At 38.2% G+C, this 21,984-nt stretch carries 21 protein-coding genes, 10 tRNA genes and 1 rRNA gene; 5 read left to right on the forward strand and 27 right to left on the reverse strand.

Annotated features, from left to right (window positions below):
• Nucleotides 1-9 precede the first annotated feature (9 nt).
• From AA0017_RS17025 to AA0017_RS17080, 12 genes are all read right to left on the reverse strand, one after another.
• Nucleotides 10-1,560: ribosomal RNA gene (locus tag AA0017_RS17025) — 16S ribosomal RNA — on the reverse strand.
• A gap of 218 nt (nt 1,561-1,778) precedes the next feature.
• Nucleotides 1,779-1,855, reverse strand: a tRNA-Ile gene (locus AA0017_RS17030).
• A gap of 44 nt (nt 1,856-1,899) precedes the next feature.
• Nucleotides 1,900-1,973, reverse strand: a tRNA-Gly gene (locus AA0017_RS17035).
• Nucleotides 1,974-1,988: 15 nt separating this feature from the next.
• A tRNA-Pro gene (locus AA0017_RS17040) sits at nt 1,989-2,065 on the reverse strand.
• A gap of 47 nt (nt 2,066-2,112) precedes the next feature.
• A tRNA-Leu gene (locus AA0017_RS17045) sits at nt 2,113-2,200 on the reverse strand.
• Between the two features lie 19 nt (nt 2,201-2,219).
• A tRNA-Leu gene (locus AA0017_RS17050) sits at nt 2,220-2,301 on the reverse strand.
• Between the two features lie 12 nt (nt 2,302-2,313).
• Nucleotides 2,314-2,390, reverse strand: a tRNA-Asp gene (locus AA0017_RS17055).
• 12 nt (nt 2,391-2,402) lie between these two features.
• Nucleotides 2,403-2,478: transfer RNA gene (locus AA0017_RS17060), tRNA-Val, on the reverse strand.
• Between the two features lie 234 nt (nt 2,479-2,712).
• Nucleotides 2,713-2,784, reverse strand: a tRNA-Glu gene (locus AA0017_RS17065).
• 7 nt (nt 2,785-2,791) lie between these two features.
• Nucleotides 2,792-2,882, reverse strand: a tRNA-Ser gene (locus tag AA0017_RS17070).
• A gap of 1 nt (nt 2,883) precedes the next feature.
• Nucleotides 2,884-2,958, reverse strand: a tRNA-Asn gene (locus tag AA0017_RS17075).
• A gap of 116 nt (nt 2,959-3,074) precedes the next feature.
• Nucleotides 3,075-3,533 carry a SprT family protein gene (locus AA0017_RS17080; protein WP_413376389.1) on the reverse strand — a complete coding sequence of 153 codons (459 nt, stop codon included), beginning with the start codon at nt 3,531-3,533 and terminating at the stop codon, nt 3,075-3,077.
• A gap of 95 nt (nt 3,534-3,628) precedes the next feature.
• Here AA0017_RS17080 and cmpA point away from each other — a divergent pair, with 95 nt between their 5' ends.
• Complete coding sequence (gene cmpA / locus AA0017_RS17085; RefSeq protein WP_413376391.1) at nt 3,629-3,766, forward strand: cortex morphogenetic protein CmpA; 138 nt, start codon at nt 3,629-3,631, stop codon at nt 3,764-3,766.
• A 241-nt stretch (nt 3,767-4,007) separates the two neighbouring features.
• Here the strand turns inward: cmpA and AA0017_RS17090 are convergent, their stop codons facing one another.
• From AA0017_RS17090 to acpS, 14 genes are all read right to left on the reverse strand, one after another.
• A complete protein-coding gene (locus AA0017_RS17090; protein ID WP_413376393.1) occupies nt 4,008-6,191 on the reverse strand; it encodes a Tex family protein in 2,184 nt (727 codons plus the stop codon).
• A 123-nt stretch (nt 6,192-6,314) separates the two neighbouring features.
• Nucleotides 6,315-6,914 carry a SpoIIE family protein phosphatase gene (locus AA0017_RS17095; RefSeq protein WP_413376395.1) on the reverse strand — a complete coding sequence of 200 codons (600 nt, stop codon included), beginning with the start codon at nt 6,912-6,914 and terminating at the stop codon, nt 6,315-6,317.
• Nucleotides 6,914-7,699 (reverse strand): RNA polymerase sigma factor SigB, encoded by a 786-nt coding sequence (sigB, locus tag AA0017_RS17100; RefSeq protein WP_413376397.1) that lies wholly within the window; start codon nt 7,697-7,699, stop codon nt 6,914-6,916. Before sigB ends, AA0017_RS17095 begins: the two co-directional genes overlap by 1 nt.
• Nucleotides 7,659-8,150, reverse strand: coding sequence for an anti-sigma B factor RsbW (gene rsbW, locus AA0017_RS17105; RefSeq protein WP_004427148.1), 492 nt, complete (start codon nt 8,148-8,150; stop codon nt 7,659-7,661). The genes sigB and rsbW overlap by 41 nt, the downstream gene beginning before the upstream one ends.
• The gene (locus tag AA0017_RS17110) at nt 8,147-8,482 is read right to left on the reverse strand and encodes an STAS domain-containing protein (protein ID WP_413376400.1); all 336 of its coding nucleotides are present in this window, start codon (nt 8,480-8,482) and stop codon (nt 8,147-8,149) included. The genes rsbW and AA0017_RS17110 overlap by 4 nt, the downstream gene beginning before the upstream one ends.
• Nucleotides 8,483-8,553: 71 nt before the next feature.
• Nucleotides 8,554-9,567 carry a PP2C family protein-serine/threonine phosphatase gene (locus AA0017_RS17115; protein WP_413376402.1) on the reverse strand — a complete coding sequence of 338 codons (1,014 nt, stop codon included), beginning with the start codon at nt 9,565-9,567 and terminating at the stop codon, nt 8,554-8,556.
• 12 nt (nt 9,568-9,579) lie between these two features.
• Nucleotides 9,580-9,993 carry an anti-sigma regulatory factor gene (locus AA0017_RS17120; RefSeq protein ID WP_413376404.1) on the reverse strand — a complete coding sequence of 138 codons (414 nt, stop codon included), beginning with the start codon at nt 9,991-9,993 and terminating at the stop codon, nt 9,580-9,582.
• A 2-nt stretch (nt 9,994-9,995) separates the two neighbouring features.
• Complete coding sequence (locus AA0017_RS17125; RefSeq protein WP_413376405.1) at nt 9,996-10,352, reverse strand: STAS domain-containing protein; 357 nt, start codon at nt 10,350-10,352, stop codon at nt 9,996-9,998.
• 12 nt (nt 10,353-10,364) lie between these two features.
• Entirely contained in the window at nt 10,365-11,183 is an 819-nt protein-coding gene (locus tag AA0017_RS17130) for an RsbT co-antagonist protein RsbRA (protein ID WP_413376407.1), read from the reverse strand.
• Nucleotides 11,184-11,401: 218 nt separating this feature from the next.
• The gene (locus AA0017_RS17135; RefSeq protein ID WP_004427158.1) at nt 11,402-11,752 is read right to left on the reverse strand and encodes a type II toxin-antitoxin system PemK/MazF family toxin; all 351 of its coding nucleotides are present in this window, start codon (nt 11,750-11,752) and stop codon (nt 11,402-11,404) included.
• Nucleotides 11,753-11,755: 3 nt separating this feature from the next.
• Entirely contained in the window at nt 11,756-12,034 is a 279-nt protein-coding gene (locus AA0017_RS17140; protein ID WP_004427159.1) for a CopG family ribbon-helix-helix protein, read from the reverse strand.
• Between the two features lie 135 nt (nt 12,035-12,169).
• Complete coding sequence (gene alr / locus AA0017_RS17145; protein ID WP_413376410.1) at nt 12,170-13,363, reverse strand: alanine racemase; 1,194 nt, start codon at nt 13,361-13,363, stop codon at nt 12,170-12,172.
• Between the two features lie 207 nt (nt 13,364-13,570).
• Nucleotides 13,571-14,584, reverse strand: coding sequence for a LolA family protein (locus AA0017_RS17150; protein WP_413376411.1), 1,014 nt, complete (start codon nt 14,582-14,584; stop codon nt 13,571-13,573).
• 100 nt (nt 14,585-14,684) lie between these two features.
• Nucleotides 14,685-15,032 (reverse strand): holo-ACP synthase, encoded by a 348-nt coding sequence (acpS, locus tag AA0017_RS17155; RefSeq protein WP_413382666.1) that lies wholly within the window; start codon nt 15,030-15,032, stop codon nt 14,685-14,687.
• Nucleotides 15,033-15,193: 161 nt separating this feature from the next.
• Here acpS and AA0017_RS17160 point away from each other — a divergent pair, with 161 nt between their 5' ends.
• The gene (locus AA0017_RS17160) at nt 15,194-15,943 is read left to right on the forward strand and encodes a rhomboid family intramembrane serine protease (protein WP_413376413.1); all 750 of its coding nucleotides are present in this window, start codon (nt 15,194-15,196) and stop codon (nt 15,941-15,943) included.
• A gap of 280 nt (nt 15,944-16,223) precedes the next feature.
• Here AA0017_RS17160 and AA0017_RS17165 read toward each other — a convergent pair whose 3' ends face one another.
• Nucleotides 16,224-16,544, reverse strand: a complete 321-nt coding sequence (locus AA0017_RS17165) for a DUF2325 domain-containing protein (RefSeq protein WP_413376415.1) — start codon at nt 16,542-16,544, stop codon at nt 16,224-16,226.
• Nucleotides 16,545-17,012: 468 nt separating this feature from the next.
• Here AA0017_RS17165 and mgtE point away from each other — a divergent pair, with 468 nt between their 5' ends.
• The 3 genes from mgtE to AA0017_RS17180 all read left to right on the forward strand — a co-directional run bounded on the left by mgtE (nt 17,013) and on the right by AA0017_RS17180 (nt 21,687).
• Nucleotides 17,013-18,374, forward strand: a complete 1,362-nt coding sequence (gene mgtE / locus AA0017_RS17170; protein WP_413376417.1) for a magnesium transporter — start codon at nt 17,013-17,015, stop codon at nt 18,372-18,374.
• A gap of 977 nt (nt 18,375-19,351) precedes the next feature.
• Nucleotides 19,352-19,660 carry a winged helix-turn-helix transcriptional regulator gene (locus AA0017_RS17175; protein WP_413376419.1) on the forward strand — a complete coding sequence of 103 codons (309 nt, stop codon included), beginning with the start codon at nt 19,352-19,354 and terminating at the stop codon, nt 19,658-19,660.
• A 257-nt stretch (nt 19,661-19,917) separates the two neighbouring features.
• Nucleotides 19,918-21,687 (forward strand): B12-binding domain-containing radical SAM protein, encoded by a 1,770-nt coding sequence (locus tag AA0017_RS17180; RefSeq protein ID WP_413376421.1) that lies wholly within the window; start codon nt 19,918-19,920, stop codon nt 21,685-21,687.
• Nucleotides 21,688-21,984 lie beyond the last annotated feature (297 nt).

Below are 21,984 nucleotides of genomic sequence, written 5' to 3' on the forward strand. Positions count from 1 at the left end.
ACTCCATAGAAAGGAGGTGATCCAGCCGCACCTTCCGATACGGCTACCTTGTTACGACTTCACCCCAATCATCTGTCCCACCTTAGGCGGCTGGCTCCAAAAGGTTACCCCACCGACTTCGGGTGTTACAAACTCTCGTGGTGTGACGGGCGGTGTGTACAAGGCCCGGGAACGTATTCACCGCGGCATGCTGATCCGCGATTACTAGCAATTCCGGCTTCATGTAGGCGAGTTGCAGCCTACAATCCGAACTGAGAATGGCTTTATGGGATTGGCTCGACCTCGCGGTTTTGCTGCCCTTTGTACCATCCATTGTAGCACGTGTGTAGCCCAGGTCATAAGGGGCATGATGATTTGACGTCATCCCCACCTTCCTCCGGTTTGTCACCGGCAGTCACCTTAGAGTGCCCAACTTAATGCTGGCAACTAAGATCAAGGGTTGCGCTCGTTGCGGGACTTAACCCAACATCTCACGACACGAGCTGACGACAACCATGCACCACCTGTCACTTTGTCCCCCGAAGGGGAAAGCTCTATCTCTAGAGTGGTCAAAGGATGTCAAGACCTGGTAAGGTTCTTCGCGTTGCTTCGAATTAAACCACATGCTCCACTGCTTGTGCGGGCCCCCGTCAATTCCTTTGAGTTTCAGCCTTGCGGCCGTACTCCCCAGGCGGAGTGCTTAATGTGTTAACTTCGGCACTAAGGGCATCGAAACCCCTAACACCTAGCACTCATCGTTTACGGCGTGGACTACCAGGGTATCTAATCCTGTTTGCTCCCCACGCTTTCGCGCCTCAGCGTCAGTTACAGACCAGAGAGTCGCCTTCGCCACTGGTGTTCCTCCACATATCTACGCATTTCACCGCTACACGTGGAATTCCACTCTCCTCTTCTGTACTCAAGTCTCCCAGTTTCCAATGACCCCTCGGGGTTGAGCCCCGATATTTCACATCAGACTTAAAAGACCGCCTGCGCGCGCTTTACGCCCAATAATTCCGGACAACGCTTGCCACCTACGTATTACCGCGGCTGCTGGCACGTAGTTAGCCGTGGCTTTCTGGTTAGGTACCGTCAAGGTGCCGACCTATTCGAACGGCACTTGTTCTTCCCTAACAACAGAGCTTTACGATCCGAAAACCTTCATCACTCACGCGGCGTTGCTCCGTCAGACTTTCGTCCATTGCGGAAGATTCCCTACTGCTGCCTCCCGTAGGAGTCTGGGCCGTGTCTCAGTCCCAGTGTGGCCGATCACCCTCTCAGGTCGGCTACGCATCGTCGCCTTGGTAAGCCATTACCTTACCAACTAGCTAATGCGCCGCGGGCCCATCCCGTAGTGATAGCCGGAGCCATCTTTTACAAAGAAACCATGTGATTCCTTTGATTATCCGGTATTAGCACCGATTTCTCGATGTTATCCCAGTCTACAGGGCAGGTTGCCCACGTGTTACTCACCCGTCCGCCGCTAACCTCTGGGAGCAAGCTCCCTTTGATTCGCTCGACTTGCATGTATTAGGCACGCCGCCAGCGTTCGTCCTGAGCCAGGATCAAACTCTCCGTTAAAGGATAAGCTGATTCGCTCATTTTTGCTGGCTAGCTTCAGCTTTCACTGAAGTTCCATTTTGCATTGATTTCTCAATGACTAACATTGACGAGATACCTTGTATCTCTTTAATTCGCTTGGCTTTTGTTCAGTTTTCAAAGAACTCGTTTCGCTCATTGGCGACTTTTCTATCTTATACAAAACATTTCGTTCTGTCAAGACTTTTTTTAAAATATTATGGTGGGCCTGAGTGGACTCGAACCACCGACCTCACGCTTATCAGGCGTGCGCTCTAACCAGCTGAGCTACAGGCCCCTTAAAAGGCATAAAAAAAAGCACGTTCCACCAAAATATTAATTTGGAGCGGGTGATGAGAATCGAACTCACGACATCAGCTTGGAAGGCTGAGGTTTTACCACTAAACTACACCCGCGATTTAAAATTAGAATGGTCGGGAAGACAGGATTTGAACCTGCGACCCCCTGGTCCCAAACCAGGTGCTCTACCAAGCTGAGCCACTTCCCGCAATAAATATCTTTCAAGTCAATAATTGTTTTAAAACAAACGCTTTATGGTGCGGTTGAGAAGACTCGAACTTCCACGGGATTTAACTCCCACTAGGCCCTCAACCTAGCGCGTCTGCCATTCCGCCACAACCGCGTGAATGTATAAAATATAATGCGGGTGAAGGGACTTGAACCCCCACGTCATAAGACACTAGATCCTAAGTCTAGCGCGTCTGCCAATTCCGCCACACCCGCGAAAGAGTAAACTGGCGGTCCGGACGGGACTCGAACCCGCGACCTCCTGCGTGACAGGCAGGCATTCTAACCAACTGAACTACCGGACCAAATAAAATTAATGGTGGAGGATGACGGGTTCGAACCGCCGACCCCCTGCTTGTAAGGCAGGTGCTCTCCCAGCTGAGCTAATCCTCCATCTTTACCTTCAGATAAGTTTCAAATTTCTTCGTCTAGTTCATGATTCTCCTTCAGTCACGTACCGATATACGTTCCTTCTCTCGAACACTCCCTACCCTCGAACTTCCAACTTCTCTTTGATAACAGCTTTTAAAAGTTCCACAACACTTCAAAAATAGGTTTCGAGTTTTCGCTGATTTGACTTATTCATAACACATCTCAATACAACTAAACTCTAATTAAATAAAACAATGACCCGTACGGGATTCGAACCCGTGTTACCGCCGTGAAAGGGCGGTGTCTTAACCACTTGACCAACGGGCCATATAAATGGCGGAGAAGGAGGGATTTGAACCCTCGCGCCGCTCGCGCGACCTACACCCTTAGCAGGGGCGCCCCTTCAGCCACTTGGGTACTTCTCCGTGGCTCCACAGGTAGGACTCGAACCTACGACCGATTGGTTAACAGCCGATTGCTCTACCACTGAGCTACTGTGGAATAATACAACTTAAACATCTTAACATATAATGATGAAACGTTCAACATTTTTATGTAATTTTTCACCGCTGTCTTAGCGACTTCTATAATATATCACAGGGTTATTATTTGATCAACTATTTTTTATTAATTTTTTTTAATTTCCCCGAACACTTGCCACAAACATATTTATTCGTATTAATTCTTCTCTTTCTTTTATAAATAAGTCGACATGACTGACATTGATAAACCACCTCTATAAGAATACGGTTTTGACTCTCAGGTATTCTTTCACAATATCTTGATCCTCCAACCTCTTTAAGTAATTGCTTAAAATCATCATCTTTATGCATATACCCTTTCCCTTGTATATGTAAATGATAATGACAAAGCTCGTGCTTAATAATCCCGATTAATGCATCCATGCCAAATAAATCGTATTGTTTAGGATTGAACTCAATATCATGCGTTCTTAAAAGATACCGGCCTCCTGTTGTCCGTAGCCGAGGGTTGAACCTAGCTTCATGTAAAAAGTGCCTCCCAAATGATTGCTTTGAAATATCCTCAACAAGCTTTTGTAAAACCTCCTGCTCCACAAATATTCACCCTTACCTTTAAAATTCATACAACATTGACAAACATCCATGCATATATTAAATATATTAACACATAAAATAAGGAGTTGGCGATTATGCCCTCGTGGTTAATGAATCAATTACAACGTGCGTACGCAGAGAAAAATGAATATCAAATCAAAATTTTAAATCAGTGCTGGTTTTATTACCAACAAAAAAGTTCGAACCGAGATAAAAATATACATTCTAATTAACTTACAAACCGTTAATTCTGTATTCCCTTATTAAGCCCTCTATTTTACTCCAAAAAAGTTCCACTCCAATAAATTTAAGTATCTATCGAAGAACAAGTCTAAAAATAGGGGATGACCAAACATAGCATTAGATTTCAAATTAGTCCCCCCTTCACAATCAGAATCAGTGCTAACTTTCACTTTTCTAATACCAAAAAGAACCCTCTTCATATGAAGGGTTCTTTTTTAGTTTAAAAAACATTTAACTTCCTACGAGTTGTTTTTCTGGTTGTAGCATCGTTAAGGCAACACGACCTTTTTTTACATCAACACTATCAACCCATACAGTCACAATTTCTCCAACTGATACAACCTCTAACGGATGCTTGACAAAACGGTTAGCTATTTTAGAAATATGCACAAGGCCGTCTTGCTTCACTCCTACATCAACAAACGCTCCGAAGTCGACGACATTTCGTATTGTCCCTTGCAGCTCCATACCGACTGTCAAATCTTCTAATTGCATAACTCCTTGTTTTAAAAGTGGTTTTGTCACTTGGTCACGCGGATCTCTCGATGGTCGAATTAAACTATCAATAATATCTTGAATGGTCGGAATCCCCATATCAAGTTCGTCTGCCAATTGATGAATATTCACTTTATCTAACTCATCTTTTAAATGACTTGAGCCAATATCAGACGCATTTAAATTTAGCTTATTTAATAATTGCTCAGTTGCCTTATAAGCTTCTGGGTGAATAGCCGTTTGGTCAAGCGGGTTTTCAGCAGATGGAATTCTTAAAAAACCAATACACTGTTCGTATGTTTTCGCCCCTAATCTCGGAATTTTTTTCAATTGTTTTCGATTAAGGAACCGTCCCTCTTCTTCTCTTTTTTTAACGATATTAGTTGCTACAGCCTTTGAAAGACCGGCTACATATTGCAATAAGGAAATGGATGCCGTATTCACATTAACCCCTACTTGGTTCACAACCGTTTCAACAATAAAAGTAAGTGACTCATTTAATTTTTTCTGTGAAACGTCATGTTGGTATTGACCAACCCCTACTGATTTCGGATCGATTTTCACCAACTCAGCTAACGGATCTTGAATTCTACGAGCGATTGAAACCGCACTTCTCTCTTCTACTTTTAAATCCGGGAACTCCGCACGCCCCAAATCAGAAGCTGAATAGACACTTGCTCCTGCCTCATTAACGATTAAATAATAAATGGACTCAGGCAACTCTTTGATCACATCAGCTATAAATAGTTCGGATTCACGAGAAGCTGTCCCATTACCGATCGCAATCATATTTACATGATGTTTGCTAATTAGTTGTTTAACTACCTCTTTGGCCCGGTCGACCTCATTTCTTGGCGGAGTAGGATAAATAACCGCTATGTCTAAAACCTTCCCTGTAGCATCAACAACCGCTAATTTACATCCCGTACGGTAAGCTGGATCAACTCCAAGCACAATTTTCTCTTTAATAGGTGGTTGCAACAATAAATGCTTTAAGTTTTCAGCAAAAATATGAATCGCTTGCTCTTCTGCTTTACTCGTCAATTCCTGTCTTAACTCGCGTTCAATCGAAGGTTCGATTAACCGCTTATATCCATCGGCAATCGCTTCACTTAAAATATCGTTCGCAATAGTCGACTTAAAAATAATTTTTTGTTGTAAATGCTTTAAGATCCTCTCAACCGGCAAACTAATCTTAACTCGTAAAATCCCTTCACTTTCACCTCGATTTAATGCCAACACTCGATGTGGCACTATAGAGCGGACTGGCTCTTCATATTCATAATACATCTCAAAAACCTTCTTTTCGTCCGACTCCTCATCTTTAACAGATGACTGTACCTTGCCATCTTGTAAACCGATTAACCGAATCGATTTACGGAAATCAGGCTCATCAGAAATCCACTCTGCTATAATATCATTCGCACCTGCAATTACTTCATGAATCTCGTTCAGTTCATGCTCGTCACTTAAATAATTTTTGGCTTCCTCATCGATTGAACCACGACTCGGTAACTCAAATAACCACTTCGCAAAAGGTTCAAGTCCTTTTTCTTTTGCGACCGTTGCCTTTGTACGACGCTTTTGTTTATATGGTCGGTATAAATCTTCAATTTCTTGCAATTTCTTCGCTTTTGATATTTGCTTTTGAAGTTCTGGAGTAAGCTTTTCTTGCTCATCAATAAGACGAATCACTTCTTCTTTCCTCGACTCCAATTGATTCATATATTGCCATTTCTCTACAATCGTTCGAATTTGAACCTCGTCTAAGCCACCCGTTAATTCCTTTCGATACCTCGCAATAAATGGTACCGTATTACCTTCATCAACAAGTTTAATTAAATTATGTACATATTTTGATTGTACGGATACTTCCTCAACTATTTGTCCAATCATCTTTTTCTGAAGCTCTTCATTCATTCTTAACCACACCTTTTCGCCAAAAAATGGATACTTCTATCATAGCATAATTTCTGTTCATAATATATGCATGGCCCCACGCAACCAATTTCAACAAAACAAAAAACCTTCCAAATAGAAGGTCTAGTGTAATTTACCGATAAGTAATGTAACATCATCTTGTGCAAATATAGCACCACCGAATAAAGCTTTTGCTTCTTCTTTTACTTTATTCAACCCAACTAACCGATCCTTTGTTGGAGGCTTTTTGACACCATCTGTATAAACCATAAATGTACTGCCTTCTTCATAAGGGTAACGGTCAAGTTCTATACGCTCATGACGACCTGATAAATAACCTCGTTTTGGAATAGGCTGAATCATTTTTCCATCAGGGTAATAAAGAACAAAACTGACATTCCCATAATTACTGTAATAAACAACATTATGTTTAAAGTCAATTTTCATTAAGGTTATGACAGCCCCTCGCTTCCCAAGTAAACGTTTATTACAAGCATTCACAATATCATTTGGAGAAAGATGATGATTTCGCTCTACTTCTTTAATCACCACATCAGCTGATTCAAATGCTCCCTTACCACTTCCTAGACCATCAACTACTGCACATACTGCATAATCTTCTTCTGTTATGACTAGATGACCATCACCGCAGTAAGCCATATTTTCTTTAGCTTGCTGAAAGGCAGCTACCTCTAAGTTTTTATTCTCATAAAAAGTAATCATTATAGTATTTCCGACGGTTCAATCCGAATTGATTCACGGAGCTTCTCAATCGCGCGTCTTTGCAGGCGGGATACATGCATTTGTGAAATCTCTAATCGTTCACCGGTCTCCTTTTGACTTAAGTTCTCATAGTACGTACATTGTAAAATCTGCTTTTCACGTTCACTCAATACTTCAAAAGCCTTTTCTAACAATAACTTTTTATCCGTTTTATCATAACCATCATCATCATTACCGACCAAATCTAAGATCGTAACTTCTCCACCTTCTTGATCGGCTTCTAGTGAACGGTTCACAGATAACGCTTGATAGCTCTTGCTCATTTCCATCGTTTCTAGAACTTCTTCCTCCGTCACTTCTAGATGTCCAGCAATTTCATGAACAAGCGGAGAACGTTGCAAGGATGTCGTTAACTCATCGACCGCTTTTTTAATTTTCGGTCCGAGCTCTTTAATACGCCTAGGAACATGAACACTCCACGTCTTATCACGTATAAAACGTTTAATTTCTCCAACAATAGTCGGGACTGCAAACGATTCAAAACTACGACCGAATTCCTCATCATAGCGCTTAATAGCAGCTAAAAGCCCAAGCATACCGACTTGCACTAAATCTTCATCATATTCTTTCCCTTTTGAAAACTTTCTAGCAAGCGAACGGACAAGACCTTCATAATGTTTCACAATCTCTGTCTGAACATGGACGTCTCCATTCTGCTGATATTGCTTAATCCATTGATAGACCTTATCTTTGTTCTGTTCGCGCGGATGGGAATCCATTGACATGTTGTTCCACCTCATCCCCTTGCATGAATTTTGTCATTATCACAACGACACCTGACTCTTCATGAATTTCTACTTTATCCATCAAAGTATTAATGAGATATAATCCAAGACCTCCCTCTTTCAGTTCCGTCACTGGTTTTTTCGCATCGATAGGGCCTAACTTTTCATGTACCTTGTTCACATCAAAACTTTGTCCCTTATCTGAAACAATTATTTCTATCTTTTCATTTTCATATATCCGATAAGAAATATTGATTATTCCATCACCTTCATAGGCATGATTTACTACATTCGTACATGCTTCAGCAATCGCAATCTTCATATCTTCAATATCATCATAAGAAAAACCTAGTCGATTAGCGACACCAGAAAGCGTCAAACGAACAACCCCGATATATTCTGATTTCGCAGGCACTTGCATCTCGATGTGGTCTACTTGATGATTACTCATCTTGCTCCCTCCTTCTTCTCAGGTACAATGTCAATTATTTCATCAAGCCCAGTTATCGAAAATAATCGATACACTCTTTCATTTAAACCAATTAGCTGTAACTTACTGTTCGAATTATGTGATGCTTTATAAGCACCTACAAATATCCCTAATCCCGTACTATCTATATAATTCACTTCACTTAAGTCTACTTTCACGAGCAATCCCTCTTTTTCCACAAGAGGAAATAATGTCTCCTTTAACTTCGGTGCCGTGAAGGCATCTATCTCTCCAATTAAATGAAGCACTTCATGATTTGAACTCTTTAATGAATGTTTAATTTCTAAATTCATTTTCGCTTCCCCCTTTTAAATCGTTCGCTATTGAAATAACTAATAAATGCAATACCCATTTTTGATTTAGGTTAAACCATTCTTTTGATAACAATTAAGGTGAAGTCGTCTCTTAAATTAAAATCTTGTGCTTTTTCTAATTCCGTATAAATCCCATCAACCATTTCTTGTGCAGAACCGTTCATATACCCACGCATTAAACGCGTCAATTCTTCTCGTTCAATAAATTCATTATTAATAACCGATTCGGTTACACCATCTGATAAAAGAACGATAAAATCACCTACTTCAATTTCACGGTGATATTCCTTAAATTTATTTACTTTAGAAATACCTAAAGCTAAACCTTTAGCATATAGATCTTCAAAAATATCTTCTTTTACACGATAAAGAAACCCAGGTTCATGACCCGCACCAGCATACTGAAATCGATTTGTAGCTGTATTGTATTCGCCATACATCATCGTAATAAACATGCTGTCATCCACATTTTGTTCGACAACATGATTTAAACTTTCTAGCAATGGTGCTGGATTTAACCTTCTTTTCGGCAAACCATCCATCGCATACTTAATCATGGACATACAAAGGGCGGCTGGTACACCTTTCCCAATGATATCCGCAATCGCAATTCCAATCGTATTTTCCCCACCTTGAACAAAATGATAATAATCTCCACTCATCTTCTTGGCAGGAATAGAAATGACCCCTATGTCCAATTGTGAAATTTCGGGAACTTCTTTTGGTAATAACGTCTGTTGCATGCTCGCCGCCACTTCAATTTCTGATTCTAGCTCTTGCTGGCGATGTTTAAGAATTTGATGCTCCCGATAAACAAGCCCATAACTCATCATAACTTCAAGCAACAAATCAAAAGAATCTTGCACTTCATCCGGAATGGAAGGAAAAAGGTCATCCAGAACAGCACGATGAATGTCAATAAACTCTTCTGGTGACACTTGATCCGCGAGTAGCAATTTGCTAAATTGTTGTGCTTGATATAATCCTAGTTCACTTTTATTATCTAAGAATGTCTCTACTATTTTTTTATAGCGTTGTTCAATATTTATCGTCTTGTCACTCAATTTAACACTCTCCTATCGGAGCCATTTAGTCGCACGAATCGTCGTTCCTTCCCCTACATTCGATTCAATATCAAACTCGTCCATCAATCTTCTCACTCCTGGTAATCCTGCTCCCAATCCACTTGAAGTTGAAAAGCCGTCGACCATCACTTGTCTAATATCAGCAATGCCTGGTCCTGAATCTTTTGAAATAATTTGAATACCTTTTCTTATGCCCATCTTAAACGGCTTTTCAACCGTCTCTAAACAAATCTGCCCTTCATCTGCGTATAGATAGATGTTACGAGCTAATTCTGATATCGCCGTTGTGATTCGAGCTTGGTCCACTGTTCCAAATCCAATCTCTTTAGAGAGCGTTCGTCCAGCTTGTCTTGCTGCGACGATCCCCCATTCATTTTTTACCTCTACACAGGATTCGGTTTTCATGATTATACCTCCAGTTCCATTTGCAATTTAGCAAGGCCCTGTTCCAAATCGAGCGCAGTTGGTACATCCTCTAATTTAATTCCCATATCAATTAAGGTAATAGCTACTGATGGTTGAATTCCCGTTAACACTACACGAGCCCCCATCATATTAGACATGTCGACTACATCTCCAAGAACTTTTGCAATAAATGAATCGATCATATCAACAGAAGTTAAATCAATGACTACTCCAATTGATTCTTCTTCATGAATTTTATTTAATAAGTCCTCTTGGAATTGCAATGCCGTTTGGTCATCTAGTTCGACTTGAATACTAATTAATAAATATTGTTTTAGTTTCAAAATCGGAATTCTCATAATTACCTCCCCTTATAACTTGACGATCTTTTTATTTGTTAGCTCTAATGCTGTTTCCATTCCTTTACGAAGAGTGCTTTTAGTAGGGAATTTCGTCAAATCAATCCCTAAATTCACAATCGTTTGAGCGATTTCAGGACGAATCCCTACTAAAATGCATCGAGCTCCAACAAGTCTAACCGCTTCAGACGCTTGAATAATATGATGTGCAACCATTGTATCAACGACAGGTACACCTGTTATATCAATTAGTACCACTTGTGATCGGTGGTTAATAATCCCTTCAAGTAAATTTTCCATAATAAGTTTTGCTCGAGCTGTATCAATTGTTCCAATTAACGGCATGACTGTAATATCCTCAAATACTGGAATCAACGGTGCCGAAAGTTCCATCAAAGACACTTTTTGCATCTCAAAAACATCTTGCCATGAACCAGTGTAATCATGAACCAATTGATTAACGACCCCATCACACCATTCATCAATCTCATTAAATTTTTCCATTAGAGCACTTACATCCGATTCTTGCTCTGTTAAGATACTAAGGAGTACACGACGGAAAGCTTGTAATCCCTTTGTAAAATAAGCGAGTGGCCATCCATTCAGTATATATTTATCTGTAAACTTACTTACCTTTTCATTTGCCTGCTTACTATCAAACTCTAACCTCTTTAATAGAAAATCCATAAATTCGGCATTCATATTTTCATAAGTTGAATCAGAGATCGATTGCAGATATTCTTCTTGTTTAATATCTTGGAGTTCTTGCCCCCACCTCTCTAATATAGTTTCTCGATTTTCTAACAAAGACGATACAATATAGGATTGCATATATGTTCCTCCAGACTTTAATCAGCTAATATTATTATTCCACGAAATCCAAAACCATGCAAAATTTTCGTATATGAGAGTAAGTACGACCTTTTCTCCTAAAAATCCTGTTCAAAAAACACAATTCTCCATACTTTTTGTCAACTATTAGCCATTAGTTCTCCAAAATAATAAAAACCCCGTTTCTATGAACGGAGTTTCGTTATTGAAAATCTTTTTTAAAAATCAATAAGACCTAAGCTAATGAATAACGCCTCATTTACACGATTCATCATATCGTCATCTAAATGGGTAATCTTATCCGTTAATCGTTGCTTATCTATTGTTCGAACTTGCTCTAATAAAATAACCGAATCTCGGTCAAAACCATACCTCTTTGCGCTGATTTCAACATGCGTCGGAAGCTTTGCCTTTTGAATTTGGGCGGTAATAGCCGCAACAATGACCGTCGGACTAAATCGATTACCAATATCATTTTGTATGACGAGTACCGGACGAACACCACCTTGTTCAGAACCGACAACTGGTGAGAGATCCGCAAAGTAAACGTCGCCTCTTTTTACAATCAAAGGCTACACCCCACTCACTAAGCGATCAAGAGTACTCTCTGCTTCCTCCTCGGCAAGAAAAGCTTCCGATGCAATATGAAGGTTTATTTTGGCCATTTCCATATAACCTTGCTGCATCGTCTCTCGAATTTGGCGTTTTTTTCGTTCACGTAAATACAGCTTTGATGCTTGAGACATAAATTCGCTGTAATTAGCACCTTCTTGCTTGATCACACTGTCCACCTCGTTTAACAAATGTTGTGGTAAATTAACGACAATTTCCTTCATCTTTTTATCCGGCATTAAGATCCACCCCCGACATTCAACAACGACTTTTTATTTACATATATCAATGTATATTATCATTTATACGTACATCTTATCCAAAATTAATCATACCATTGACCCTATTGAATTGCAAAGCACTTTTGGAAACTGTCAGAAAATTTCTTGAGATATATTGTCATATTTTGTTTTTATTCTTTCACATTTACCATTTTTCATGTAAACTCTTGGAATTCTGTCGGTTATCACACAAGGAATTTCATAATTGATCGTTTCTAAACGAGTCGCAACTACATCCATCGATAATTCGTCTTCAAACGAAATTAAAGTAACTTCTGTATCAACATCCATTTTATAAGGCAACCTGATCATACATTGATCCATACAAACTCTTCCTACAAATGGGGCTTTTTCATTTCCTATTAAAACAAAACCTCCATTTGTGCTATTTTTTCGAATCCAACCATCTGCATAGCCAATTGGCAACGTGCCAATCCATTCCTTACTTTTGGTCGTATATGTCGCCCCATAGCTTATGCTCTCTCCCGCCTCTAGCTCTTTGACATGAGATAGCTTCGTTTTTAAAGCAAACGCTTGTTGAAGCTTAATAGGTAATTGATCTTTTATATCAATTGAAGGAGTAAGGCCATACATTGAAATGCCAAAACGGAACATATTAAACGTTTTATTCGGATACCGCAAACCCGTAGCGCTATTTCCACAATGAATGTGTGGAATAGAAATATGTCGTTCCTTCAGCCTTTCTAACATTTGTTCAAAACGCTCATACTGCTTCATAAAATAGTCCGTATTCAACTCATCTGCCGTCGCAAAATGAGTAAACACCCCATCCAATTCAAGTGCCTTAATTTCATTTAATTGCTCTGAAAGAATCATTAATTCATCTTGTGTTCGTAAACCGATACGTCCCATGCCTGTATCAAGCTTAATATGAACCTTAAGCGGATTTTGGTCCTCTATTAATAAAGGCTTTGCTTGCTCAATCCAATCAAGTTGAAAAACCGTAATCGTAATATCATTCTTTTGAGCAACTTCCGCATCACTTGGACGGATTCTGCCCATCACCAAAATAGGAGCTGTAATTCCTGCTCGTCTCAATTCTAATGCTTCATCTAAAATCGCTACAGCTAGATGGCTAGCCCCAGCCGTTAATGCGGTTTCAGCCACATCAATCGCACCGTGCCCGTATCCATTCGCTTTCACTACAGCCATAATGTTCATTTCTTTAAATTGATAAAACTCTTTAACTGCTTTAATGTTGGCTTCAATTGCATCTAAGTTAATTTCCGCCCAAGTATCTCGAAAAAAGTTATTTTGACTACTCACATTTCACACCATCCAACTAATAATACTTTAATATATTTATTATGATTTTGAGCGATTAGCTTGTCAATGCAACAAAAGTGATATCCAAACATTGGAATCGATTTAATTCTATTTGTAGTATGAACATTTCATTCCATTTTATGAAACTTAAAAACATAAAAAGACTCAGCTATAAATGTAAGCTGAGTCTTGAGAAACTGTGATATTTTATTTTTCTTCAGAGCCATAAACGGATTGAGCAATTTCAATCATCTCTTGTTGCTCCAGTTCAGTGGATGCTAATACAAAATCGACTCCGTTATAAGACCACATTAGAGATTCTTCTGTCATAACCCCTACTGTATAACCTAAATCAACCGGAATACCGGTAGTTACATTCATTGGTACCATCGCTGGGACCACTTGAGTTTGTTCTTGAATAAGCGTATATGATTTTTCTCCGGAGTATTTAATAATATAACGTTCACCATTTTCAGACTGAACTTTTTCCGATGTTTCAACCGACACACCTTCAGGAGTATACATTGGGAAGTAAGCCATCATCGGCTCCACTTCTTCAGACATCGCTGGAACGTCATTCATCTGGGCGGCCGTCATATTACGCTTCATGTCAAAATCCTCTTCTATATTGAAGCTTGGATCAAGCTCAAAACCTGTAAAATCAAGTTGAACGAGCACTTCTAAATCAGTGTTCATAATTTTCACCTGTACCGGAGATAAATCCTTCTTATTCAGTGTTACTTCCTGTGTGTTCAAATTCTTATTTTGATAGTTCGTATTGGTTGTAAAAATGTAATGATCTTCTGTTGCAGTAAAAGTACGCTCTGGATCAAGCAAAATATCATGGACTAATGATTCATAAAGATAGACTTGACTACTATTTTTCGGCCAATCACTTTGGAAACGGAAACTCTTATTCAATGCAGGTGTTAAAACAAACACTCCTTCATCATTACGAAGAATGATTTGGCTTTGATCCTTATTATCGTTGTTTAGTGCCACGCGATAATAACTTTCTGCTTGGTGCCATACTTCTACTTCATACGTTTGTGGTTCCTTTCCTGTCTGCAATGTCATCGTAGCTTGTGACTTGTAGCCTGCCATGTCCGACATTTTGTTTTCAAGGTCCGTTATGATGTCTTGCTGAGATTTTTCCCCACACCCGACCAGGATTACAGCTATTAACAAACTCATAATGACAAACCAACTTACCTTCTTCATGCTTTCACCCCTTTGTCTCATTTGATGCCAAAGCAGAGAATTTTCCCTACTCTCCCATCCGCATTACAACTATATGAGACAACCTCGATGAATATGCAGACTAGCTTGAGGCGCGTTCAATAATTACATGAGAAATCGCATAAGATTCACTATGAGATATTGAGACATGAACCACTCCATTAAAGGATGCATTTAAATAAGGCTTTCCATTTGAATCATTTAATATCTCTATATCCTTCCAGCCGTAAGAAGTATCTGCCGCCTTAACAAAAGCTTCCTTAGCAGCAAACCTTCCAGCTAAATATTCTATTTTTCTTTTTGTCGTTAAAGTGACAAATTTATTTTGTTCCTCTTCTGTTAAAATCCGCTCTACAAATCGCTCATTTTTTTGCATCGCTGCTTTGATCCTTGATAATTCTACAATATCAATCCCTGTACCGATAATCATCTTAAAAACCTCATTTCCTTCATTCAAACATTTCCCTGCTTATTTTCATCATTATCTTTAATCGTATTATACATTCTTTTTACATAAGCTTATCATAAGCTTAATCTTCACTATTTTTGATATACTACATCATAATAGCGAATGTTAATAGGAGGAAGACGATGTTTATTCGAACGGAAAACTTCGAAACTTTTAAAAGGAACTACCCCATCATCACAATTTTAGTGGCCATCCACGTGCTCATCTTTTTTTGGATTAATCTCTTACCAGGTGGCGAATGGATCTATTATCACGGAGTCGGTCTCAATTTGGCTGTTCACAATGGCGATTACTGGCGCCTCATAACACCAATCTTTATGCATGTCGGATTTATGCATGTCATCTTTAATTCAGTCTCTCTTATTTTATTTGGTCCACCACTTGAACAAATGCTTGGCAAGTTCAGGTTTATCTTGCTTTATTTATCATCAGGGATCATTGCCAATATCGCGACGTACTATGTTGGCGGTCTTGATTACTATGCACACTTAGGAGCTTCTGGAGCAATTTTCGGATTATTTGGTGCCTATTTCTACATTGTCTTAAACCGAAAAGATCTCATCGACCAAACGAGCTCACAAATGATTATGACGATTTTAGTGATCGGTTTAGTGATGACATTCGTAAATCCGAACATTAATATTTATGCCCATATCTTTGGTGCGATTGGAGGAGCGTTGGTCATTCCTTTGATCTTAATCGGGGTCAAGCCGTATCAACGCTATCAAACCTATACGGATCCGAATGAAGTCAGCTTTAATCCTAATCGTTGGCAGAAGAAGTCATTTAGACGCTTTAAATTTGGAAAGATATTTTGGGTGGTGTTAGGGGTCTTAGTATTATTAGGAATTTTAAATCGCTTCTTTTTCTAAACAGACCTATAATGCAACAATCGAATCAACAAAAGCCGGTCACATTTCACTCGTTGTAAAATGTGACCGGCTTTTCATATCAGAGGAGGTTTTTTAACACAGCCTTTCAATTTTTAACATTCAAAAAGGGGACCAATACGCCCAAGACTTGTATCAAAATTTCCTTAACTAAATTTAATCAAATCACAAGAGAGTAACATCAGTTTCAACGAGTAAAACACCAAACCACACAAATGACAAATTGTTCTGACTTTTTATGTAGTTTACTTCCCTTTAATGATTACTTTTTCCATGGACAACCTGAAGTGTCCGAGCATTGCAATTCACATTTGCCAATCGCTTGATAAATAGAACACCACGATCGCTTGGCATAACAAATCGGCACATTTTGTTCAGAGGCTCTTTTCTTTAAAGCTGATGTTAAATTATGATTTATAAAATCCGTTAGCACTAAGATAAGATCAACATGACACGGAATTTCTTTTTTGACAGTTTGTGTTTTTCTACCACTAAAATGAATGATCTCTTCAAAACCTAATGTTTCTAGTTTCTTAGGGATCGTTCCTAGACGATCACCACCGACAATTAATAAGGATGACATTGTTTTCCCTCCTTTATTTAAAAAGCGAAGTCCGTTTGGTCAGAAGTGAGAACACTAAGGAACAACGCTAAGTTCGCGACGTCCTGTCGCAACGCCTTGTACCCACGTCCTGTGGGCAGGGCTGACCGATTTTTCTCGAACTTCTAACGGACGTAGCTAAATTGATAATTTGTAATTGAAAATGATTATCAAATAACTTAAAACCATTTTAAATGATATTGATTCTCATTGTCAAATGCATTCATCTATTTTCTACCCGTTTCATTTGTATATTTGTAGGGTAAAAGGTTATTAGGCCTTAACCCTCCATGCTAATTTGTCCCTCTATAATTATTCCGGACACAAATCGGATATCCTATTTTTAACACGGTAAAAAGATCGATAAAAAATGTGGGATGAGTAATTTACTTTATGCCCTTTTTTAGTTAGAGTAAGATAGGTATCCTGAAATGAAAAGAGGTGGCTTCTATGTCTGTAAATATGACAGAAGATCAACTACTAGTATTAGTCATAAAATATTTAAGGGAAGGAAAAAGAAGTTCCTTTCAACTATTATTGGAAGAATTACACCCATATGATTTCGCCCAGCTATATCGTGGGCTACCTGAAAAACATCATCATAAATTCTTACTTTTTTTAACACCTTCACAAATTGCCGATCTTATCCAAGAGCTTGATTATGAAATGCAAATTGAAATCTTGCATAAGCTCGGAATTGAACGTTCTTCTAAAGTAATGAATTTAATGGACAATGATGATCTAGCGGATTTATTAAATGAATTATCCTTAGATAAAATCCAAGAGTTCCTCGACGTAATGCGTAAAGAGGATTCAGAAAAACTACAATCCTTAATGAGCTACCCTGCTGATACAGCTGGTGGATTGATGAATAACCAATTTGTTTGGATTAACGCTCATTACACTGTTAGGCAAGCGGTCGATAAACTAAAGGAATATGCGAGCTTCTCAGAAAACATCTATTATTTATACGTCATAAATGATGAAAAACAATTAGTAGGAGTTGTCTCATACCGCGACTTGTTAATAGCAAATACCGATGAAATCATTGAAGATTTAATGTTTAGTCGTGTTGTAGCGGTTAATGTTGAGACGGATCAAGAAGAGGTCGCTCGAATCATTGAACGTTACGATTTTATCGCCGTACCGGTTGTTGACCACAATAATGTCTTACAAGGAATTATTACCGTTGATGATGCCTTTGACGTCGTTATTCGTGAAGCCAATGAAGATATCGAAAAGCTTTCTGCTTCAGGTAAAGATATCGATTTCAATACAAAGGCCATTACGGCTTCTGTTAGACGCTTACCTTGGCTCATTTTGCTTTTATTTATCGGATTAGTCTCTGGGAGTATTTTAAACTTCTTTGAAGAAACACTTGAACAATTAGTCGCTCTTATCTTCTTTATGCCGATGATTGCCGGGATGACTGGTAACACCGGTACTCAATCATTAGCCGTCGTGGTCAGAGGGATTGTCACTTCTGAAATGAATAAAAAAGTCGTCACAAAATTAATCTTTCGTGAGCTACGTGTTAGTTTAATTATCGGGGTAACATGTGCAGCCTTAATTACAACGATTGGAGCTATTTGGCAAGCTGACCTATTATTCGGTGCGGTTGTTGGAGTTTCCTTATTCTTTTCTTTAATTATTGGAACGATGGCCGGAACGATTATTCCACTCATACTTTATCGTGTCGGAGTTGACCCTGCAGTCGCTTCTGGGCCACTCATCACCACTTTGAATGATATTTTTTCTTTACTCATTTATTTTGGAACGGCCACAATGTTCTTATCACACATCTTAACTTAATCAAAAAAAGTTCGTTATTAATAATGAGCCCAGCTTGTCGACAAGATCTCGTAAAAGAGAGAGTCGACAAGCTTTTTTGATGTTCAATATATAGTTATCCAAATGACTTTTAATTACGACCGTATCTGTGATTCCTGCGGGAGGAAGCTGGAGGAATATGCTAAGATAAATTCATTCGACAAAACATCTGCAGCACGACAGCGGAAATGACATATTCCCTGGGAAATGGGCAACTTTTTTTGTCGAAAACAAAAATAAAAAGGAAGCTTCTCGAAAAACTTCCTACCTAGTCACAATATCTCCAATTATCCAATATAAAATTCCATATAAAACAACAACCGACGTAATCGCTATAAATAATGCCTTATTTGACATCTTCATGCTTGTTCACCTTCCTTGTCTACGAATAGTAGTATAGCATGACTTTTAGAACTTATGCACATACAAAGCAAGTACAATATTAGTCGTCTCTTGCCCTATTATAACCATGATTCTATACACTATAACTCAACTTTCGCAGAGTATGATTGGCTCTTAACCGTTGATAGAGATTGATTTTAGGGCGATACCATACTCAAATTGACTTTACATGGACGGTTCAATCGTTGACAGTCTGAACACATCTCTTCGTAGGCTGTTGAAGGAAACTGTTCACTAAAATGAAGAGCTTCGGCTGTCGCTACCAAAACCATGTCTGTTTGGGAGCGACCGCCGAAGAAGAGCATTGTCTATTTTTTCTTAATGCACAGTTTATCCGTTTTGTGTGATAGTACGTTCTCTCTTTTCAAACGTGTCAAGGGCATTTGTTTAAGAGTTTCCCTTCTGCCAACTCGTTGAACGGATTTTCTCAATGCGAAAGTTGAGACTATAATAAGAAATTGAAAATTTAGCCATACTTCACTTCCTCCTTTCATTTTCTCACTTATTTCTTTATAACTCTAATTTGTGGTAAACTAAACATGATCGAGGTGAAAAAAATGGATTATAGTCAAATGTGCCCTAAATATGAGCTTGCTATTGAACTACTAGGAAAAAAATGGACTGGCTTGATTATTCGAGTATTACTTGATGGTCCAAAACGATTTAAAGAAATAAAAGAACAGATCCCTGAAATGAGTGATCGAATTTTAACAGAACGTATGAAAGAACTGGAAAAGTTAAATGTTGTTAAACGAAATGTTTATCCAGAAAAGCCAGTTCGAATTGAATATGAGCTTACCCAAAAAGGCCTTGCCCTTAAACCTGTGATTGAGGCAATCCAATCTTGGGGAGAAACATGGGTATAGAAATAGAACATTTGAAATGATGATTAGAACATTTTATTCTCACCAACATAATCCACATGACCTAAACATCATTATATTAATTGATGAACATTTATATACAAAGAGAGCTCCCTCAACTTATTAGCTCTCTTTTTTGCTTGTTTAAATTCATTTCGAGAATATAGTGATTGCGATAAAGGAATAACTATACTCACCACACGATGAATTTTAAATAGTTAATCCTTTACTTTATAAAGAATAAAAAAGGGGTGTAAACAATGAACATTATCTTAAGTACCTTAAATGCCAAATACATCCATACTAGTTTATCTATTCGTTACTTAAAAGCTTATTCCGAACCAGATTACAAAGTTCAACTTGCTGAATATACAATTAACGATCCTGTCATTAATATAGCCAGTGATTTAATTCAAAAAAAGCCAAAAATTATCGGCTTTAGTTGCTATATTTGGAATATTGAAGAGACAATTAAAGTCGTCGAGATTTTGAAAAAAGTGGATCCTTCTATTGTCATTGTTTTAGGTGGTCCAGAAGTAACTTATGATACAAAGCATTGGATGGAACGGTTACATAATGTCGACATCATTATTATCGGAGAAGGGGAACAAACGTTTAAACAATTACTCGATGAATTACATCAAGATAAGCAGTTTAATCGTATTGGAGGAATTGCTTATCGTACAATCGATAACGAAATCAAAATAAACCCGCAAGTCAATAAAGTAAATCTAAAAGACCTTCCTTCACCGTTTCGATTTGAAGAAGACAAAGAATCGCTTTCTAAAAGAGTTGTTTATATTGAAACTAGTCGTGGCTGCCCGTTCAGTTGTCAATTTTGTTTATCATCAATTGAAGTCGGCGTTCGTTACTTTGACCGCGAAAAAATAAAGGACGACATTCGTTATTTAATGCAAAACGGAGCCAAAACGATTAAATTTGTCGATAGAACCTTTAATATTAGTCGCAGCTATGCAATGGAAATGTTTCAGTTCTTAATAGATGAACACTTGCCTGGAACCGTTTTTCAATTTGAAATCACAGCCGATATTATGCGACCAGAAGTCATTCAATTTTTAAATGACAATGCCCCAAAAGGATTGTTTCGATTTGAAATCGGAGTACAATCAACAAATGATCATACAAATGAGCTCGTTAAAAGAAAGCAGAACTTTGACAAACTAACACGAACCGTCACGATGGTCCGTGATGGAGGAAAAATTGATCAACATCTTGATTTAATTGCTGGATTGCCTGATGAAGATTATGATAGCTTCAAAAAAACATTTAATGATGTCTTTGCCCTTAGACCAGAGGAATTACAATTAGGCTTTCTCAAAATGTTACGCGGAACAGGTCTACGTATTAACGCTAAACAATATGGTTATGTTTATATGGATCATTCCCCTTATGAAATTGTAAAAAATAATGTACTTTCATTTGATGACATGATTCAAATTAAACAAGTTGAGGATGTTTTAGAGAAATATTGGAACAATCATCGTATGGATGAAACAATACATTTTTTAGTGAAAAATACATTTCATACGCCTTTTGATTTCTTTCAAGAATTTGGGGCTTTTTGGGACAAACAAGGGTGGAGTCGAATTGGCCATCAATTAGAAGATCTCTTTAAGCGGTTAGAACAATTTTTAGAATACAAAGAAGTAAAAGATTTAGAAGTAATTAAATCTCTACTAAAATATGATTATTTACGTAACCATAAGCAAAAACCACGAAAAACATGGTGGTCAAATAAGACCGAAAAACAAGAGAAACGAAAGCTCATCGACGAAATTATCGCCACTCCTGAAAAATTCGGGCCAAAATTTGTCGAATTAAACTTAAGTGAAAATGAGTTATACAAACATACCGTGATCGAGCAAGTTCCATTTCATCTACAGAGCTATTTAACTTCCTTTGATGACGTTGATTTAACTCCAGCACTATTGGTTGTCTATTATAATATTCACAATGGTCAAACCGAAGTCTTTCACCAAACGTTAGATAATAAAAAAGCACTTAGTTAAATAACATGTGGAAAAAACCATCAAAAAAAGCTCAAAAGCTCCTGATAATAGCTTTTGAGCTTTTTTTTAAGCTATACTTATCAGGTTCCCCTTTCTCACTTCCCATGATTTTGATATAAAAAATATGACAAAATCACTCGAATAGATAGGCCCAATCATCCATGACATATTAGTCCAAAAAATGTATAGTAAATATTATAATTATTGTAAAACTCCAAATAATGTTAGTGCCTCTATCATTATGGTAAAATGACTATAGATGACAAGACTTTACTTATTTAAGAAACTGACTAAAGA

The organism is Alkalihalobacillus phoenicis (genome assembly GCF_047302405.1).
Taxonomy (GTDB): domain Bacteria; phylum Bacillota; class Bacilli; order Bacillales; family Bacillaceae_D; genus Alkalihalobacillus.

Bases quoted from the DNA above. Each gene is read 5' to 3' on its own strand.
- AA0017_RS17150 (WP_413376411.1), bottom strand. From the start codon at position 14,584: ATGAAGAAGGTAAGTTGGTTTGTCATTATGAGTTTGTTAATAGCTGTA.
- AA0017_RS17175 (WP_413376419.1), top strand. From the start codon at position 19,352: ATGGATTATAGTCAAATGTGCCCTAAATATGAGCTTGCTATTGAACTA.
- acpS (WP_413382666.1), bottom strand. From the start codon at position 15,032: ATGATTATCGGTACAGGGATTGATATTGTAGAATTATCAAGGATCAAA.
- AA0017_RS17165 (WP_413376415.1), bottom strand. From the start codon at position 16,544: ATGTCATCCTTATTAATTGTCGGTGGTGATCGTCTAGGAACGATCCCT.
- AA0017_RS17090 (WP_413376393.1), bottom strand. From the start codon at position 6,191: ATGAATGAAGAGCTTCAGAAAAAGATGATTGGACAAATAGTTGAGGAA.
- mgtE (WP_413376417.1), top strand. From the start codon at position 17,013: ATGTCTGTAAATATGACAGAAGATCAACTACTAGTATTAGTCATAAAA.
- AA0017_RS17130 (WP_413376407.1), bottom strand. From the start codon at position 11,183: ATGCAATCCTATATTGTATCGTCTTTGTTAGAAAATCGAGAAACTATA.
- AA0017_RS17140 (WP_004427159.1), bottom strand. From the start codon at position 12,034: ATGCCGGATAAAAAGATGAAGGAAATTGTCGTTAATTTACCACAACAT.
- AA0017_RS17180 (WP_413376421.1), top strand. From the start codon at position 19,918: ATGAACATTATCTTAAGTACCTTAAATGCCAAATACATCCATACTAGT.
- AA0017_RS17125 (WP_413376405.1), bottom strand. From the start codon at position 10,352: ATGAGAATTCCGATTTTGAAACTAAAACAATATTTATTAATTAGTATT.
- AA0017_RS17160 (WP_413376413.1), top strand. From the start codon at position 15,194: ATGTTTATTCGAACGGAAAACTTCGAAACTTTTAAAAGGAACTACCCC.
- sigB (WP_413376397.1), bottom strand. From the start codon at position 7,699: ATGTCAATGGATTCCCATCCGCGCGAACAGAACAAAGATAAGGTCTAT.
- cmpA (WP_413376391.1), top strand. From the start codon at position 3,629: ATGCCCTCGTGGTTAATGAATCAATTACAACGTGCGTACGCAGAGAAA.
- AA0017_RS17110 (WP_413376400.1), bottom strand. From the start codon at position 8,482: ATGAATTTAGAAATTAAACATTCATTAAAGAGTTCAAATCATGAAGTG.
- AA0017_RS17120 (WP_413376404.1), bottom strand. From the start codon at position 9,993: ATGAAAACCGAATCCTGTGTAGAGGTAAAAAATGAATGGGGGATCGTC.
- AA0017_RS17095 (WP_413376395.1), bottom strand. From the start codon at position 6,914: ATGATTACTTTTTATGAGAATAAAAACTTAGAGGTAGCTGCCTTTCAG.
- rsbW (WP_004427148.1), bottom strand. From the start codon at position 8,150: ATGAGTAATCATCAAGTAGACCACATCGAGATGCAAGTGCCTGCGAAA.